Source organism: Amycolatopsis sp. NPDC005232, from assembly GCF_040607795.1.
GTDB lineage: Bacteria > Actinomycetota > Actinomycetes > Mycobacteriales > Pseudonocardiaceae > Amycolatopsis.
Genome location: NZ_JBEXHL010000056.1, coordinates 22,925 through 40,192, shown reverse-complemented (window position 1 = coordinate 40,192; position 17,268 = coordinate 22,925). Strand labels below are relative to the sequence as shown.

Sequence of the window (17,268 nt, the reverse complement as noted above, 5' to 3'; positions counted from 1 at the left end):
AGCGCGTCGATGATGGCGACGGTCTTGCCCGCGCCGCCGTCGGGCAGGTCGTAGGCGGCCTGGATGTCGGCCGGGCCGAGCGAGTCCGGCAGCGGGCCGGCGTTGCTGGTCAGCGGGCGCAGGTCCTTGCCCGCCTTGAACAGCGAGTTGCACGTGACCGTGTGCGGCTTCGGCTTGGCAGGGTTGCAGCCGGTCGGGGCGTAGAGCGCCTTCGGCGCCTTCGCGGCGGTCTTGCCGGTGGCCGTCCGAGTGGCCTTGTCGGCGGCGACGGGCTTCGCGTCGCCGGAGGTGTTGGCCGCGTCGAGCACGGCCTGCCCGCCGGCGGCGAGCGCGTTCGCGGACGGTTGCGGTTGTGTCGTGCCGGGTTGGGTCGTGCCGGCTTGGGTGGTGCCGACGACCAGCGCCAGGCCGGCCAGCACCGGGAGGATGAGCGCCAGTAGGCGCCCCCGGGGGACTCTCAAGGGATAACCTTTCCGTTCGCCCGGGCAGTCACAGGGGTTCGTACCCCGCGGGCAGGTCGCGCCCGGCTTCATCGGCTGCCCGGTCGGACCGATCGCCGGGCGCCGGTGCGGCGTCGGCGGGATCCGCGGTGGTGGGGTGGGGATCCGTTCCCGCGTCGGGCCGGGGTATCGCGGTGCCGTCCACCGGACGGTCATCGCCGGGTCTCGTCGCGTTCACCGGCGAAGTATCGGGGCGCACACGCTCCGTTCGCGATTGGGCGGATGACCTAATCTCCCGCCCGCGCCGGCTTAGTCCACCGCTCCGGGGCAGCCAGTCCGCCACTTGGTTCAGTCCGGCGCGGCCGGCCGGCTCCCCGCGGCAGCACGTTCCGGCCGTCGCCGGGCGGTCGACCCCGGGATCAGCGCTGGTTCAGTCCGCCGTCGCCGGGGTGATGCCGGCCTGGGTGGCGCTCACCGCGAGCGCCGTGCGGGAGGACACGCGGTGTTTGCGCATCGCGGAGTTCAGCTGGGCCGCCACGGTTTTCGGGGAGCGGGACAGGACCCGGGCGATCTCCGGATTGGTGAGGCCCGTCAGCAGGAGCCGCACGACTTCCAGCTCGCGGGGGGACAGCTGGTCGCCGTAGCCGCGGCGGCCGCCGCGCCACACGGCGGCGCCGGGGAGGTGGGCGCGGACACGGAAGGCGGCGGCGGAGGCGCCCAAGGCGACGCAGTCGGCGTGCAGCTTTTCCAGCTGTTCCAACGCAGGAGCGCTCGAACCGCCGGCCGGCAGGCACAGTGCGGCACGTTCGCGCGCGAGCAGGGCGTCGTACGGTCGCGGCAAGGCGGCCCACGCGGCAGCGGCATCAGCCCACTCCCGCGCGGCCCCGGCGTGGTCGCCCGCGGCCTCGGTGAGCAGCGCCCGGCACCAGTGGACCGCGCCGGTCGCACCCGGGTAACCGGCGGCGAACTCGCCGACGAGCGCCGAGGCCTCGCTGACCCGGCCGGCGGCCAGCAGCGCTTCGACCCGCACCGGCGCCAGTTCCGCCGCCCACAGCCAGATCTGCTTGCGCGCCACCACGGCCATCGGTTCCTCGGTGATCGCCAGCGCCGGCTCCGGGCGCCCGGCCGCGAGGTGCAGCCGGGCCAGCGCCGCGGCCGGTTCGAGCGGCATGTCGACAATCCCGCGTTGCCGGGCGGCGTCGAGCACCAGCGTCAGCTTGCGTTCGACCTCGGCCTCGCTGTCGGGCTCGGTGGCCGACTGCAGCAGCGCACCCACCAGCGTCGTGTCCAGCTGGATCAGCGGTTCCTCCGCGAGATCCGCGAACTCGGCGACGCGCGAAGCCAGCCCCTGCCACGAACCGGTCAGCCAGTCGAGGCGGATCAGCGTCGCGAGCCCCATGTCGCGCAACCGCTGCAACCCCTGCCGCTCCGCCAGCTCGACGGACCGGGTCAGCTTGGCGCGCGCGTCGGCGTAGCGGCCCCACTGCAGAGCGGCGTCGCCGTAGTTGAGCAGGCCGCGGGTGATCTGCAGCGGGTCGTGGGCGTCGTCCGCGGGCAGGGTGTCCACGACCGTCCAGCCGGCTTCGTCGCCCATCTCGAGCAACGCCGTCGCGCGGTCGACCGTGAACGACAGCCGCTCGTCCTCCGGCACGGCCGAGCGCACGACGGCGTCGGCGCGGTCCAGCCACTCACGGTGCGCCTGTGCGGGCCACGACGCCCCGGCGGGCCGGCCGAGCACGGACATCGCCTGCGCGACAGCGACCGGGTTGTCCGCCAGATCGGGGATCGCGCGTTCCAGCTCGGCGGCGCCCTCGGCGTAGTCGCCGGCGTGCATCAGCAACCGGCCCAGCTGGCTGCGGATCTCCGCGGTCTCGCGCCGGTCGAGCACGGCGCTGTCGAGCACCCCGCGCACCGTCCGCACGAGGTCGACCCGCCCGAGGTAGCCGGTGAACGCGAACAGCGGCGTCTTGCGCGAAAGCCGGGCCACGGCCGTCGGCGGCAGCGCGGGCGAGGCGAGCAGGCCGTGGAGGAAGGAAACGGCGGTGTGGTGGTCGCCGGACGCGAGCGCGAGATCCGCCGCGCGTTCCGCGTACTCGCACCACTTCTCCGTCTCGCCCGCCTCGCGGAAGTGGTGCGCCAGCACGGCGACCGGCGCGGGGTCCCAGGCCGACAGCGCCTTGCCCGAACGCCGGTGCAGCTCGCGGCGTTCGCGCCCGCCGATGCCGTCGTACACCGCCTTCGCGGCCAGCAGGTGCCGGAAGCCGAGGCGTCCGCGTTCGTCCTCCACGAGCAGCCCGCTGCGCGCGGCCTCGTCGATCGCCGTGCCCGCTCGTCCGGCCGGCAGCCCGCAGACCTCGACGACGTCGCGTTCGGCCGCGGGGGTCGCGAGCACCGCGCACGCCCGCAGCACCGCCTGGGCGTCGGGCGTGAGCCGCACGAGCCGTTCGGCCAGCGCGTCGCGGATCGTCGGCGGCACGGCGATGTCGGTGAGCGAACGCCGGATCCACTCGCCGCCCTGGCGGATGAGGTCCGCGCGGTCGCGCAGCAGCCGGACGGATTCCTCGAGCGCGAACGGGATCCCGTCGGTGTGCCGGTGCAGGAACCGCGCGAACGGCTCCGACACGCGCTCGTCGCCCAGCATCGACGAGACCAGCTGCGCGGTCTGGGCCACGTCGAGCGCGCCGAGGGTGATGCGAGGGTAGCGCGAGGAAAGCCGCAGCAGCAGGCTGTCGTCGCCGACCTCGTCGGGCCGGTAGGTGAGCACGAGTCCCGGCCGCTGCTCCTGCCGGGCGGCGAGGAACAACAGGAACTCCAGCGTGGTCTCGTCGGCCCAGTGCACGTCTTCGACCACGAGCACGTCGACGTCGATGCGGTCGAGCAGCTCGGCCAGCGCGCGCAGCAGCCGGTGCCGGGCCGCGCCCGCATCGGCCAGCGCCTCCGGCGCCGGCGGCAGGTCCCACTCCGGGAACAACGGCCGCAGCGTGCCCGCCAGCGGGCTCAGCTCCAGACCGGCGACGCCGGGGCGCGCCTGGCGCAGCGCGTCGACTATCGGGCCGAGCGTGAGCGCCTCCCGCAACGGCGGGCAGCGCGCGACGAGCACACCGGGCTCCGGCAACAGCTCCCGCACGAGCCGGCTCTTGCCGATGCCGGCCTCGCCCGAGACCAGCACCACCCCCGGCGGCGACGCGAGCGCTGCGGCGAGACGGGCGAGCTCGTCGTCGCGGCCGATGAGCCGGGGCGTGCCGACCGCGGGGAGGTCAGGCCCGTCCGCTGCCACGTGTACCCCGCTCGCCTCGCCGATCACCGCTGGATTCTCGGCAGTTCGGCCCCGCGCGGGCAAGCGATCCGGACCGTGATTCACACTGCTGTCACACGTTTCCGACAAAAACCGACACGTCACGGGCAAGTGGCGCAGTGCCGTCGGCCGATCGGCGCAACCGTCCGGAGTGGACCTGCGTGCCGGGCCCGTACCTGGGTTCGACGAAGGCCGAGAACCAACCGGGTGCGACCTAGATCACGAAGAAGCTCGGCGATGTGGCCAACGCGCGGATTCTAGATTTTCGCGACGGGCAGGCCCATCGCAGCGCACGTTGTCGCGTCACCGGGGAACACACCGACCGCGCCGACCGCCGCCTGGTCGATGTCGACGGCCGCGGACGTCAGGACACACGCGACGAGCGGAGGAACGACCCGGGGCAGCCCGGGCTTCTGCCACTGGTAGTAGTCGTCAGCCCAAGCGGTGGTGCAGAGCGAGATGATGGCGGCCGCGGCGTCACCGCGGCCGTTGGCGCTGTTGCCGCTGATGCCGACGGCGACGTGTTGATTGTCCGCGCTGCTGGTGATGTCCGCGTTCTGGTAGCAGTAGGCGATCTCGCGCTCGGTCGGCGCCACGGTGGTGACCTGCCCGCCGGCGGCCGGGGTCACCGTCTGCGGGGTTCCGCTGGTGAACAGCGCCGCCCCGCCCAGTCCGACGAGGACCACCGCGGCGGCAGTGCCGGCCAGAGCCAGCTTGGTGCGTCGCCGCACCGCTCGTGCCCCCTGCGCCTCGATCGCCTCGAAGTCCAGCGACACCGGCGGCCGGCGGGAGCCCAGGGCCCGCTCGAGCAGCTCCCGTTCTGTCGTCATGGCAGAACCCTTTCGGTCGGGCCGAGTGTGGTCGAGTCGGACGACAGCAGCGTCCGCAGCGCGGCCAGGGCGCGCGCGGACTGGGACTTCACCGTGCCTTCGCTGATCCGCAGCGTCGCCGCGGTCTCGGCGACCGAGAGGTCGCAGTAGAAGCGCAAGGCCAGCACGGCACGCTGCCGTGGCCCCAACGTGCGGAGCGCGGCGCGCACATCAGCACCGTCCTCGGGGGCCGCGGCGCGTTGCGTGCGTTCGGGGGGTGTGGTCAGCACTTCGCTGCGGCGGTGCGGCCGGCGGGAGGCGTCGATCGCCAACCGGGCCATGACCTTGCGCGCGTAGGCCTCGATTCCCGAGGGATCCAGCCGGTGCCAGCGCTTGTACAGCCGCAGCAACGTCACCTGCACGATGTCCTCGGCCAGGGCCCAGTCCCCGCACATCAGGAACGACACCCGGCACCACACCGGCGCGCGGTCCCTCGCCACGTCGGTGAAGCTCTTCCGATCCGCCACGTCACCACCCCTCGTCGACCACCCCATACGACGCGGGGGCCCTGTGAGGTTGCATGGCTCGCCAGAAATCTTTCCGGCGCGCGACGGCTGGGCTCGCCTCGGCGTGGTTACGCCCTCCAGCACTGCGGCTGGGCCGCGCCGGATCACGCCAAAGTCGTGGGCGCGGGTTCGTGGTCCTACCGAGTGGTCCTCAGGACGACGGCGCGATCTCCGCCGAGTCACTCAGCCGCAGCTTGCGCCGGGCCCGTTGGAAGAACGTGGTGCGGCCCAGCCGCACGACGCGGGCCGCGCTGGGGCGGGCGCACAGTTCGATCCGTTCGCCCGGATGGACGTAGCCCTCGACGATCCCGTCGACCTCCACGGCCAGCCGGCCGCTGCCGGGCAGGAGCTCGAGCGCCAGCGTGTCGTGGACCGAGAGCACCACGCCGCGGCCGTACGCGGAGTGCGGGGCGGCCGGCGTGACCAGCAGCGCCTCCACGGCCGGGCTCGTGATCGGGCCGCCGGCCGAGAAGCTGTAGGCCGTGGAGCCGGTCGGCGTCGCGACGATGACCGCGTCGGCCGCGTAGCTCACGAACTGCTCCTCGTTCACGCGCACCGCGACCAGCGCCCCGCCGTCGCCGGGCACGCGGACCACGGCGACGTCGTTGAACGCCGTCACGGTCCGGCCGCCGATCACCGCGTCGACCGCCAGGCGCGGCTCGACGGTGAACTCGTGCGCGTCGATCATCGACAACGCGCCGGGCAGGTCGGGCACGTCGACCTCGGCCAGGAAGCCGAGCTTGCCGAGGTTCACGCCCAGCACGGGGGCGCGCTGCCCGTCGGCCAGGCGCATGGCGCGCAGCATGGTGCCGTCGCCGCCGAGGCTCACCAGCAGGTCGGACTGGGTGGCGAGCTCTTCCGCCGACACCCCCACCGCCTTGCAGTCCAGGCGCACGATCTCTTCGGCGATGCCGAGGATCTTGATCCCGCGGTTCGCGGCCCACCCGAGGACGGCCTCGACCGCAGGGGCGGAGTCCCGCTTCGGGTGCAGTACCAGTCCGGCCGAGTGCATGTCAGCGCCCCGCCGGTTCGAACAGCGCTGCCGCTTCGAAGTGCACTGCCGGCGCGAAAAGCACTGTCGGTTCGAAACGCGCCGCCGGTTCGGGGCGCACTGGCTGTTCGAGAAGCATGAATCAAGTCTGCCCGGATCCGACGCCTTTGGCGAGCCCGCCTAAGCTGGGCGTTCGTGATCGAGAGTTCGCGCGGCGCGGCCGCCAACTGGGCGGGGAACCTCACCTACGGCGCCCGCGAGGTGTTGACCCCGCGGACGCTCGACGAGGCCCGCGAGCTCGTCGCCTCCGCGGGAAGGATCAAGGCGCTCGGCAGCCGGCACAGCTTCAACGACGTGGCCGACAGCCCCGGTGGCGTGCAGCTGGATCTTTCGGGTGTGTCGGGTTCGCCGTCGCTGGACACTCGTGCTGCCACCGTGACCGTCGGGGGTTCGGTCCGCTACGGCGACCTCGTGGCCCAGCTCGACGAAGCCGGCTTCGCACTGGAAAACCTCGCGTCGCTGCCGCACATCACCGTGGCCGGCAGCATCGCCACCGGCACCCACGGCTCGGGCGAACGCCACCCCGGCCTGGCCGCGGCCGTCTCCTCGGTGGACCTGCTGACCGCCGACGGCTCGCTGCGGACCTTCACCCGGGGCGACGACGATTTCGCCGGTGTCGTCGTCGGCGTCGGCGCTCTCGGCGTGGTGACCCGGCTGACGCTCGACCTGGTCCCGTCGTTCACCGTGCGCCAGGACGTGTTCGACAACCTGCCGTGGTCCGCCGCCGTCGAGCACTTCGACGAGATCCAGGCGGCGGGCTACAGCGTCAGCCTGTTCACGAACTGGGCCCGCGACGTCGTCGACCAGGTCTGGCTGAAAAACCGCACCTCAGCCGAGGTGCCGGCTTCGCCGGCCGCCGCTGTCCCGCCTTCGCTGTTCGGCGCCGTCCCCGCCGACGGTCCTCGCCACCCCGCCCACGCCGCCGGCGTGCCGGCCGGCAACACCACCGCCCAGCTCGGCACCCCCGGCCCCTGGTACGACCGCCTCCCCCACTTCCGCCTCGGCTTCACCCCGAGCGTCGGCGCCGAGCTCCAGACCGAGTACTTCGTGCCCCGCGCCGCCGCCCCCGCCGCGTTCGAGGCCCTGCGCGGCATCGGTCACCTCATCGCCCCGCTGCTCCTGGTGTCCGAAATCCGCACCATTGCCGCCGACGACCTCTGGCTCAGCCCCTCGTCGGGCCGCGACAGCGTGGCGATCCACTTCACCTGGCTCCCCCGCCAACCCGAGGTCGAGACCCTTCTGCCGACCATCGAGTCCACCCTCGCCCCCTTCGCCCCCCGGCCCCACTGGGGCAAACTCTTCCACGGCGAGGCACTCGACCTGGCCTACCCGCGGTCGGCCGACTTCCGCTCCTTGGCGACCCGGCTGGACCCCACGGGGAAGTTCCGCAACCCGTTCCTGGACCGGCACGTCTTCGGCAGCTGATCACGCAGCACCGCTCACCACGCAGGGGCGAGCTTTCGCGCGCCCCAAGTTCCGCTGATCACAGTCGGCAGCCTCAATAGAAGGCGTATGCAACTATTGCCAGCGACGGTAGTTGTCCACGCTTCAGGAGGAAGTCCCATGCCGCTCGCCCTGCTCGCGCTGGCCATCGGCGCGTTCGGCATCGGCACGACGGAGTTCGTGATCGCCGGGTTGCTGCCCGAGGTGGCGGCCGATTTCGGGGTGTCCATCCCGGCCGCGGGGTGGCTGATCACCGGGTACGCGCTGGGGGTGGCGGCCGGCGCGTTGCCGATGACGGCGCTCGGCACCAGGATGCGGCGCAAGCACCTGCTGCTCCTGCTGATGGGGGTGTTCATCGTCGGCAACGCGTTGTCGGCGCTGGCGCCGAGCTACGGGGCGCTGCTGGCCGGCCGGATCGTCGCGGCGTTGACGCACGGGGCGTTCTTCGGGGTCGGCGCGGTGGTGGCCGCGGACCTGGTCAAGCCGGAGAAGAAGGCCAGCGCCATCGCGCTCATGTTCACCGGGCTGACGCTGGCCAATGTGCTCGGCGTGCCGCTGGGCACGTTCATCGGGCAGGGCCTGGGGTGGCGAGCGACGTTCTGGGTGGTCGCGGGGCTGGGCGTACTCGGGCTGGCCGGTGTCGCGGCGCTCGTGCCGGACACCCCGAGGCCGGAAAACGCCCGGATCGGCGCGGAGTTCGCTGTGTTCCGCCACGCCCGGGTATGGCTGGCGGTCGGCACGACGATCCTGGGCTTCGGGGGCGTATTCGCGAGCTTCACCTACATCGCGCCGATGATGACGGAGGTCGCCGGCCTGCCGAGCAGCGCGGTCAGCTGGCTGCTGGTGCTGTTCGGCGTCGGGCTGGTGCTCGGCAACCTCGTCGGCGGCAAGTTCGCCGATCGCGCTCTGATGCCGACGCTGTACACGGTGCTCGTCGCGCTGGCGGTGGTGCTCGCGGTGTTCGCCTTCACCGCCCACGCGGCCGTGCCCGCGATCATCACGCTGTTCCTGCTGGGCGGCTTCGGCTTCGCCACCGTGCCGCCGCTGCAGATGCGGATGCTGGCCAGCGCGGAAGCCGCACCCACGGTCGCCAGTGCCGTGAACATCGGCGCGTTCAACCTCGGCAACGCGCTGGCCGCCTGGCTCGGCGGCGTCGTCATCGCCGCGGGGTACGGCTACGCGTCGACCAACTGGGTCGGCGCCGCCATGACGGTGGGCGCCCTCGCGCTGGCCGTCGTGTCAGGCCGGCTGGATCGCACGAAAACACCAGTACCAGTGCACTGACCACAGTGGACTCCGCGGGCCCGGCACACTCGCCGGGCCCGCGGCACTCACGTCACACCAGCTTGCGCAACCGCGGCAGGATCTCCGTGCCGTAGGCCTTCAGGAACCGCTCCTGGTCCGGCCCGGGGGCGTGGAACACCAGGTGCGTGAAGCCCAGGTCGAGGTACCGCTTGATCGCCGCCACGTGCTCGTCCGGGTCGGACGACACGATGAACCGGCTCGCGGCCCGCTCGATCGGCAGCGCGTCGGCAAGCCGCTGCATCTCGACCGGGTCCTCGACACCCGTCTTCTCCTCCGGCTTCAACGCCAGCGCGCCCCAGAACCGCGTGTCCTGCAACGCGCGGTCGGCATCGGCGTCGAACGAGACCTTGACCTCGATCATCATGTCCACGTCGCCGACCGCCCGGCCCGACTGCTCCACGCCTTCGCGCACAGCGGGCAGCAACGTGTCCGTGTACAGCGACGGCGCCTTGCCGCTCGTGGTGATGAACCCGTCACCCCGCCGGCCCGCGAGCCGCGTGGCCGCCGGGCCGGAGCCCGCGATGTAGAGCGGCACCGGCACCTCCGGCCGGTCGTACACCGTGGCCTTCTCCGTGCGGTAGTGCGCGCCTTCGAAGTCCACGCGCTCCTCCGTCCACAGGCGGCGGATGAGCTCGATCGCCTCCTTCAGCCGCGCGAACCGCACCTTCGGCTCCGGCCACTCGATGCCGAGCGGGGCCTCGTTCATCGACTCGCCCGACCCGATGCCCAGCACCACGCGGCCCGGGAACAGGCACCCGAGCGTGGCGAACGCCTGCGCCACCACCGCCGGGTGGTAGCGGAACGTCGGCGTCAGCACGCTCGTGCCGAGCACCACCCGCTCCGTCGCCGAACCGAGCGCGCCCAGCCACGGCAGCGCGGCCGGCGCGTGGCCGCCGTCGTGGCGCCACGGCTGCAGGTGGTCGCTCACGAACACCGAGTCGAACCCGTTCTCCTCGGCCAGCACGCCGTAGCGCAGCAGCTCCGCCGGCGCGAACTGCTCCGCCGACGCCTTGTACCCGAACCTCACCACTGGACTCGTCCCTTCTCAGACGCCCGCGTTCACCTTGCCGATGATCTCCGACCCGAGCAGCTCGATCTGATCGAACCACCGATCGAACTTGAACCGGAAGTCGAACACCAGGTGCTCCACCCCGGTCGCGGCGAAGCGGTCGATCTCCTCCAGAGCATCCTCCGGTGTGCCGACGATGAGCTGCCCTGAGAGATCCTTCACGGTCTCGAAGGTGCCCGACGGCGGCTTCACCGCGAACTTCGCCTTGTTCGCCCAGGCCAGCAGGCCCGGGACGTTCACGTGCTTCACCGCCTCCTCGTACGTGGGCTCGATCGACGTGGGCGGGATCACGGCCACGGTCGGCATCGTGCGCCCGGCCTGGTCCGAGAGCGCCCGCATCGTCGTCACGCGCTTGTCCAGCGTCGCCATCGAGATCCGGCCCGGCATCCAGCCGTCGCAGAACTCGACCGCGAGCCGGGCCGAACGAGGGGTGGCGCCGCAGTACCAGAACGGTACCCGCCCGCCCAGCGGCTTCGGTTCGATCGTGATGTCGCTGAACGAGAAGTTCGCGTCCGAGTAGGTCACGTCGTTCTCGGTGAACACGCGCTTGAAAATATCGGCGTTGGAGCGCACGAGCTCCACGCGGTCGCGCTCGCCCCACTCGATGGCCTCGAACTCGTGGTCGAACGTGCCGGCGCCGAACCCGAGGATCACGCGCGGGCCGAACAGCTGGGTCATCGTGCCCGTCATCAGGGCCGTGATCAGCGGGTGCCGGAACGGGATCAGCGAGCCCGTGCCCAGCTCGATGCGCTCGGTCACGGCGCCGATGGCCGTGAGGGTGGTGAGCGCGTCGTAGAACGTGCGGTTGGGTTTCTCCATCTCGCCGTGCGGCTCGAACACCAGGTGGTCACGCACCCAGACCGAGTCGAACCCGGCCTTCTCGGCCATGATCGCGCCCTGGAGCACGTTGTCGCGCGAGGCGTGCTCGCCGAAATGCGGGAGCAACAGTCCGAACTTCATGCGTTCTGCACCTTTCCTGACACCGCCTGCTTGCCGTGCCCGGCCTCGCCGGTCACCTTGCCGCCCGCGAACACCTCGGTGCCGCGGACGTAGGTCTGTTCGATGCCGGCCGTGAGCTGCCGGCCGTCGTACGGGGTCCAGCCGATCTTCGACAGCACGCCGTCGTTGGTGATCGTCCACGGCGCGTCGAGGTCCGCGATCACGAAGTCCGCGTCACAGCCCGGGGTGAGTGCGCCCTTCACACCCTGCAGGCCGAACTTCGCGGCCGGCGCACCGGCGACGAGCTCCACCGCGCGGTCGAGCGTGAGCAGGCCCTTGTTCACCGCGTCGAGCGCGAGCGGGTAGAAGTACTGGATGCCGGGGGTTCCCGTGTGGGAGCTCCACATCTGCGTCCAGCCGATCTCCTTTTCCTCACGCGTGTGCGGCGCGTGGTCGGAGGAGAACATGTCGATCGTGCCATCGCGCAGGCCCTCCCACACGGCTTCGCGGCCGTCGTCGGGCACCCAGTAGGACAGCGCGTACGGGCCGAGCTTCTCCACATCGTCCCAAGTGGACAGGAACGGCAGCCAGTGGTTGACCTCGCACGTCACGTCCACGCCATGCTCACGAGCCCGGCGGACCGCCTCGACGGAGCGGCGCGTCTGGATGTGCGCGAGGTGCACCTTGCAGCCCGAAGCCTCGGCCAGCCGCAGCACGACCTCGATCGCCGTGTCCCAGATGACGCCGTTGCGGGCGGCGTAGGCCGACGCGTAGCCCTGCGGCGTGTTTTCCCCGCGCGCCAGGTATTCGCCCTCGATGTAGTCCATCAAGGACTGGTCGTGCGGGTGGATGATGAAGCGCTTACCTGTCTTGGCGATGGTGTCCATCATGCGCAGCAGGTCGCCGTGCCCGTGCATGCCGGTGCCGGCCGGGTGCGGGTAGGTGCGGCCGGTGTCCACGACCATGTAGATCTTGTACGCGTTCACGCCCATCGCGGCCATCGGCGCGATCTCGTCGGGCTGCGTGGCCGCCGGGTTGTGGTTCCAGTCCACGATGGACTTCTCGGCGTAAAGGTCGAACACCTCGCGCAGCGTCTTCGCGGTGGTGGTCGGCGGGTTCAGGTTCGGCATCCCGAAGATCGTGGTGACGCCGCCCGCGGCCGCCTGCAGCGACGTGGTGTAGATGTCTTCCTTGTGCTCGAAGCCGGGCTCGCGGGTGTGCACGTGGACGTCGACCATGCCGGGCAGCACCAGCTTCCCGGTGGCGTCGACCGTGCGGCCGACGTCGGCGATCTCGACGGAGCCGGACACGACCCCGACGACCTTGCCCTCGTTCACCAGCAGGTCACCGTCGACGGCGCCACTGGGCAACTGGACCCGGCCACCGCTCACGCGAAGATCGATGCTCATGCCTTCACCTCCACTACGGCCGGGTGTCCGCCCGGCCGGCTCGAACGCACGACCACATCGGCCGGGCGGAGATACTCCTCGAACCACGCGACGATGCGGGGCGTCGTCGCGGTCCAGTACTTGTCGTAGGCGGCGTAGTGGCTCGTGTGCCGCTGCATGATCAGTTCCTTCGGCCCGCGCGCGGCTTCGTAGATCTGCTCCGCGTGGTCGGTGGGCGTGGTGGCGTCGTTCTCCACGCCGATCACGAGCAGCGGCGTGGTCAGCGTCGCCGCCGCCTCGGCCGGCCGGTAGGCGATGATCTCCTCCGCCGCGGCCAGGCGCACCTGCTTCGGCACGCGTCCGTCCACATCGGACTTCACGCTCGTGGCCCGGCGTTCCGAGGTCGGCACCATGATCTCTTCGCGCGGGTTCACGAGCTTGCCCACGCCGTGCAGCGTCCGCTCGCGCCGGTCGGCGTCCAGCTCCGCCAGGAAGTCGAGCCACTGGTACTCGCTGCGCATGCGGTGCAGCCAGTCGCCGCCGTCGGCCACGGGCAGCTGGCTCACCGCCGCCCGCACCCGCGGGTCGACGGCCGCGAGCAGCACCGCGTTGCCCCCGCCCGTGCCGCCGCTGCCGAACACGCCGATCGAGTCGGGCAGCACGTCGGGCCGCGCCTCGGCGTAGGTGACCGCACTGCGCAGGTCGGCCAGCTGGCGGGCCGGCGACAGCAGCTCCGGATCGCCTTCGGAATCGCCGAAGCCGCGGTAGTCGAACACCAGCACGGCGAACCCGGCGTCGGTGAGCGCCTGGTGGTAACGCACGTAGAGCTTCGCGTCCTTCAGGCCCATCCAGCCCGGGCCCTGCACGACGACGCGGTAGGGCCCGTCGCCCTCGTCCGGGGTGCGCCAGAGCCCGCTGATGCGTTCGCCGTCGCTGAACCAGGAGACCTCGTCAGTTCTCATGCCGTTTCCGTTCACTCCTGCCCGCCGGTTTCCGGGCAGGAGGTACCTGCCCGGCGATTCGGCCGGGTTTGCGGACAACGCTTTTTCGATGTGCGAGAAAGGGATTCTGTTACGCGGGGAATTCGCTTTCGGGTTCGCGATCGCTTTCGCCGGAAAGGATCTTGGCGACGCCTTCGCTCACTTCGCGAAGGTGGTCGTGCAGCGCCGCCTCGGCCTTCTCGACGTCACCGCGCTCCACGTGGTCGACCAGCGTGGTGTGGCGCCCGTGGTGGCTGCGGCTGCCCGACACCCGCCAGCCGAGCAGGTACCGCCCGACGCTGCTGCGTAGGTCCTCGATCAGCTCCACCAGCCGCGGGTTGCGCTCGGCGTCGTAGAGCTCCCGGTAGAACCGCACGCGGACGTCGAGGAAGCCTTCGCCCTCCTCCTCGGCGTCGAGCAGCTCCGCGTTGCGGCGCAGGCTCGCGATCCGGTCCGCGGTCATCGTCTTCATCGACTTGCGCAGCGCGTGGGTCTCGAGCAGGTCGCGCAGCTCGTAGATCTCCACGAGCTGCTCGGCCGTCAGCGTCTTGACCACCGCGCCGCGGCGCGGGTGGAACTCCACGAGCCCCTCGGCGTCGAGCCGCAGCAGCGCCGCCCGCACCGGAAGCCGGGACACCCCGATCGCGGTGGCCAGCGCCTCCTGCCGGAGGTGCTCCCCGGGGGCGAACGCCCCGGAGAGCAACGCCTGGCGCAGGACCTCGTAGACCATGTCGCCGATCGAACGGTAGCCGCTCGACAACCGCGACACGACCTCGTCGAAGCTGGCGCGGCCGGTGATCGCGGCCCCCTCCGGGGTGCCGCCTCCCGTACCGCCGCCGGCTCCCCCGGACTGACGCTGAGCCATCGTGACCTAGCCTCCCCTCGACCGGCGTGCGCCGGCCGTCAAGCGGTTACCATTCGTCCTGGTTTTACCGGACAATCGTATCCTGGATCCATTATCGGACCGACCCGGACGAGTCCTTTCCCACTGGAGCTTTTCACCGGGTCTTTCCGTTGCGGACCAGGTGGATCAGTTGATCTTCATGGCCGCCGTCGCCTTGTCCCACGTGGCGGTGTCGACCCAGACGGACGTGGCCGGTGCCTTGGTGATCGCGCCGACCTTGTTCGCCAGATCCTCCTGGACCTTCGCCGAAGCCTCGGAGTAGGCGTCCTTCGTCGCGGGGAAGGTGTCCGCCGCCTTGAGTGCGTCGTAGGTGCTCGACGCTTCCTTCTCGTCCGCCTTGGCGTAGGCGACCGCGGCCTTGACCCACTGGTCCTTGTCGGTGTTGAAGATCTGCGCCGCCTTGATCCATGCCTGGTCGATCGCCACGGCCAGCGCGCCGTGGCTCGCGAGCCACTGCGGTGAGGTCGCGAGGAACGAGTCCGCGAGTTCAGGCGCGGTCTTCGACATCGTCACGAGGTCGTGGAAGCCGGCCGAGGTCAGCTTCGAGACGTCGGTGGCGTGCGCGAACGTCGCGTCGATGTGGTGGGTGAGCATGGCGCTCACGCGCACCGACGCGCCACCGGCCACGGTCGTGGTGACCGCCTTGGGGTCGATGTTGTTCTTCGCCAGCAGGTCGGCGAACATCAGCGCCTCGACGCCGTGGACGTTCGAGGTGCCGTAGACGTGGCCGGGCAGGTCCTTCATCGAGCTCAGCGAAGGGGCGCCGATGAAGTGGTAGTCCAGCCGCGGCTGGCTCGGCCCGAAGATCTTCAGGCCCGAGTTGATCGACGACGACACGGCGAGCGTGCCGATGTCCGCGTCGCCGGCGAGCAGCACCCGGATGGCCGAGGGGTCGCCGGTCTGGTTGACGATCGACGCGTCGGCGCCCCAGCTCTTGAGCACCTGCGCCACGAGGGCGATCTTGGTGTCCTCGATGGCGGGGGCGGCGCCGGTGACGATCCGGATGGTGGTGCCCTTGAGGTTCGGCGTGCCGTCGGCCGAGGTCGGCAGCTTGTCGCCGGTGCCGGTGGCCGCGTCGCCGGAGCCGCACGCGGCCGTGAGCGACACGGTGAGCGCGGCGATCGCGCCGACGACGAGCGCCGTGCGGCGCCGCCGCGAAGAGGGAGCGGACATCGCGGACCCTCCTTTCTGGACTGGATCTGACGGTGGGGTGGGGATGGGGGTTGGGAGAGCGGTTCGAGCGTGGCTCTTCGGTGCAGAAACTTCAGTCAGGAACTTCAGTGCGGGAACTTCAGTGCAGGCCGAGCACGATGCCCAGCACGTGATCGCGCAGCTTCGCCACCTCGGGATCGCCGAGCAGCTCCGCGTGCGTGCGCGGTTTGGGGAACGGGACCTCGACGACATCGCGGACCGAGCCGGGCGAGGTGCCCATCACCACGATGCGGTCGGAGAAGAACACGGCCTCGTCGACGTCGTGCGTCACGAGCACCGTGGTCGCGCCGATGCCTTCGATGATCGTGGCGATGTCCTGCTGCAGCCGGCGCCGGGTGAAGGCGTCGAGTGCGGACAGGGGTTCGTCCATGAACAGCACGTCGGGGTCGCAGGCCAGGGCCCGGGCAAGACCGGCGCGCTGTTGCATGCCGCCGGACAGCGCCGACGGGTAATAGCCCGCGAAGTCCTGCAAGCTCGTCATCTCGAGCTTCGCGGCGATCGCGGCGTCGACCTCTTCGGGCGGGAGCTCCTTGGCCTTCAAGGCGAAGACCATGTTCTCGCGCACGGTCTTCCACGGCAGCAGCGCCGGCTCCTGGAACACGAACCCGATCGACCCCGGCACGCCCTGCACGGGGTTGCCGTTGATGCGGATCTGGCCATCGTCGACCGGGATGAGCCCGGACATCATCCGCAGCAGCGTGGTCTTGCCACAGCCCGAGGCGCCGATCAGCGAGATGAACTCACCCTGGCGGATGTCGAAATGCACGTCGGAGACGGCGAGGAAGCTCTCGGCCTTGCGGCCCGGGCGCTGGTAGCGCTTGGACACGTGCTCGATCTCGATGCAGGCCGTGGGTGCGCTCATGGCGAACCTTTCATTGACGGTGCCGGGTTCAGACGCGGGTGTGGGCCGAGGCGTTGGACGACCACGGGGCGAGCTTGCGGCGCAGGACCTCGAGGATGATCGTGCCGATCACGCCGACGATCGAGGAGCTGATGATCGAGGCGAGCAGCGGCGCGGTCTGGAACGAGTCGCCGTAGTTCTGGATCAGCCCGCCGAGACCCTTGAGGCTGATGTCCATCTCGCCGATGATCACACCGATCAGGGCCTTGGCCAGTGCGATGCGCAGGCCGGCGAAGATGTAGGGCACGGCGTTGGGCATCGCGACGTGGCGGACCACCGACCACTCCCCCGCCCGGTAGACCTTCGCCATGTCGAGCAGGATCGCCGGGGTGTTGCGGGTGCCTTCGGCCGTGTTGATGATGATCGACCACACCGCGAGCAGGAAGGTGATCGTGACCTCGGAGGTGAACCCGATGCCCGTCCAGATCACCACGAGCGGCGTGAGCGCGATCAGCGGCGTGGCCTGGAAGAAGCTGACGTAGGGGTTGAGCACGCGCGACACCGTTTCGCGCCGGCCCATCCACACGCCCACCGCGATGCCGACCACGGCCGAGAGCCCGAAGCCCGCCGCGAGCACCTCCATCGCCCGCAGGAAGGCCGCGCCGAGCTCACCGTTGCCGATGATGTCCACAAAGGACGCGGCGACCGCCGACGGGGTGGCCAGCAGGATCGGGTTGACCTGCGCGCCGAAGATCTGCCACACGCCCAGGAACACCACGACCGACGCGACGGGCAACACCCGCCGGCGGACCTTCGCGTTCCACGGGATCCGGAACTTCCTGGGTGGCGCGGCCGGCGGTCCGGCCCGGTCCGGGGCCGAACTGGCCAAGCTCGTGTCTTCGGTGAGGGACACCGTGACCTCCTCCGGTTGTCAGTTGGAGCCTGGATCCATTCGACATCAAGGTCAAGCAGTCCGGCCGTGAACTGTTCGTTTCGGGGATGACGTTCGTGTGCACCGTGTTGTGA

General features: G+C 70.9%; 15 protein-coding genes and 1 pseudogene. 2 read left to right on the top strand and 14 right to left on the bottom strand.

Going from position 1 to position 17,268, the window contains the following annotated elements:
* The 6 genes and pseudogenes from ABZU76_RS48825 to ABZU76_RS48800 all read right to left on the bottom strand — a co-directional run.
* A pseudogene (locus tag ABZU76_RS48825) lies at positions 1-461 on the bottom strand (hypothetical protein); the annotation flags it as partial.
* A 28-nt stretch (positions 462-489) separates the two neighbouring features.
* Complete coding sequence (locus ABZU76_RS48820) at positions 490-678, bottom strand: hypothetical protein (protein WP_354884501.1); 189 nt, start codon at positions 676-678, stop codon at positions 490-492.
* 192 nt (positions 679-870) lie between these two features.
* Positions 871-3,744, bottom strand: coding sequence for an AAA family ATPase (locus ABZU76_RS48815; RefSeq protein ID WP_354884498.1), 2,874 nt, complete (start codon positions 3,742-3,744; stop codon positions 871-873).
* 248 nt (positions 3,745-3,992) lie between these two features.
* On the bottom strand, positions 3,993-4,565 hold the full coding sequence (locus ABZU76_RS48810) for a hypothetical protein (RefSeq protein ID WP_354884495.1): 573 nt from the start codon (positions 4,563-4,565) through the stop codon (positions 3,993-3,995).
* A complete protein-coding gene (locus ABZU76_RS48805; RefSeq protein WP_354884492.1) occupies positions 4,562-5,071 on the bottom strand; it encodes a sigma-70 family RNA polymerase sigma factor in 510 nt (169 codons plus the stop codon). The genes ABZU76_RS48810 and ABZU76_RS48805 overlap by 4 nt, the downstream gene beginning before the upstream one ends.
* A gap of 190 nt (positions 5,072-5,261) precedes the next feature.
* The gene (locus tag ABZU76_RS48800) at positions 5,262-6,122 is read right to left on the bottom strand and encodes an NAD(+)/NADH kinase (RefSeq protein ID WP_354884489.1); all 861 of its coding nucleotides are present in this window, start codon (positions 6,120-6,122) and stop codon (positions 5,262-5,264) included.
* A gap of 174 nt (positions 6,123-6,296) precedes the next feature.
* Here ABZU76_RS48800 and ABZU76_RS48795 point away from each other — a divergent pair, with 174 nt between their 5' ends.
* The gene (locus ABZU76_RS48795; RefSeq protein ID WP_354884486.1) at positions 6,297-7,586 is read left to right on the top strand and encodes an FAD-binding protein; all 1,290 of its coding nucleotides are present in this window, start codon (positions 6,297-6,299) and stop codon (positions 7,584-7,586) included.
* 138 nt (positions 7,587-7,724) lie between these two features.
* Positions 7,725-8,888 (top strand): MFS transporter, encoded by a 1,164-nt coding sequence (locus ABZU76_RS48790; RefSeq protein WP_354884483.1) that lies wholly within the window; start codon positions 7,725-7,727, stop codon positions 8,886-8,888.
* A 52-nt stretch (positions 8,889-8,940) separates the two neighbouring features.
* Here ABZU76_RS48790 and fgd read toward each other — a convergent pair whose 3' ends face one another.
* The 8 genes from fgd to ABZU76_RS48750 form a co-directional block, all read right to left on the bottom strand.
* Entirely contained in the window at positions 8,941-9,939 is a 999-nt protein-coding gene (gene fgd / locus ABZU76_RS48785) for a glucose-6-phosphate dehydrogenase (coenzyme-F420) (protein WP_220239253.1), read from the bottom strand.
* A gap of 15 nt (positions 9,940-9,954) precedes the next feature.
* Positions 9,955-10,938, bottom strand: a complete 984-nt coding sequence (locus ABZU76_RS48780; protein ID WP_354884480.1) for an LLM class flavin-dependent oxidoreductase — start codon at positions 10,936-10,938, stop codon at positions 9,955-9,957.
* Positions 10,935-12,326: a dihydroorotase family protein gene (locus ABZU76_RS48775; RefSeq protein WP_354884477.1), complete on the bottom strand. Its 1,392-nt coding sequence runs from the start codon at positions 12,324-12,326 to the stop codon at positions 10,935-10,937. The genes ABZU76_RS48780 and ABZU76_RS48775 overlap by 4 nt, the downstream gene beginning before the upstream one ends.
* Positions 12,323-13,267: an alpha/beta fold hydrolase gene (locus ABZU76_RS48770; protein ID WP_354884474.1), complete on the bottom strand. Its 945-nt coding sequence runs from the start codon at positions 13,265-13,267 to the stop codon at positions 12,323-12,325. The genes ABZU76_RS48775 and ABZU76_RS48770 overlap by 4 nt, the downstream gene beginning before the upstream one ends.
* Before the next feature lie 109 nt (positions 13,268-13,376).
* The gene (locus tag ABZU76_RS48765; protein ID WP_354884471.1) at positions 13,377-14,150 is read right to left on the bottom strand and encodes a GntR family transcriptional regulator; all 774 of its coding nucleotides are present in this window, start codon (positions 14,148-14,150) and stop codon (positions 13,377-13,379) included.
* Positions 14,151-14,315: 165 nt separating this feature from the next.
* Positions 14,316-15,362 carry an ABC transporter substrate-binding protein gene (locus tag ABZU76_RS48760; protein WP_220239248.1) on the bottom strand — a complete coding sequence of 349 codons (1,047 nt, stop codon included), beginning with the start codon at positions 15,360-15,362 and terminating at the stop codon, positions 14,316-14,318.
* Positions 15,363-15,480: 118 nt separating this feature from the next.
* Entirely contained in the window at positions 15,481-16,263 is a 783-nt protein-coding gene (locus ABZU76_RS48755) for an ABC transporter ATP-binding protein (RefSeq protein WP_354884468.1), read from the bottom strand.
* 28 nt (positions 16,264-16,291) lie between these two features.
* Positions 16,292-17,155, bottom strand: a complete 864-nt coding sequence (locus tag ABZU76_RS48750; RefSeq protein ID WP_220239246.1) for an ABC transporter permease — start codon at positions 17,153-17,155, stop codon at positions 16,292-16,294.
* Between the last annotated feature and the right edge of the window lie 113 nt (positions 17,156-17,268).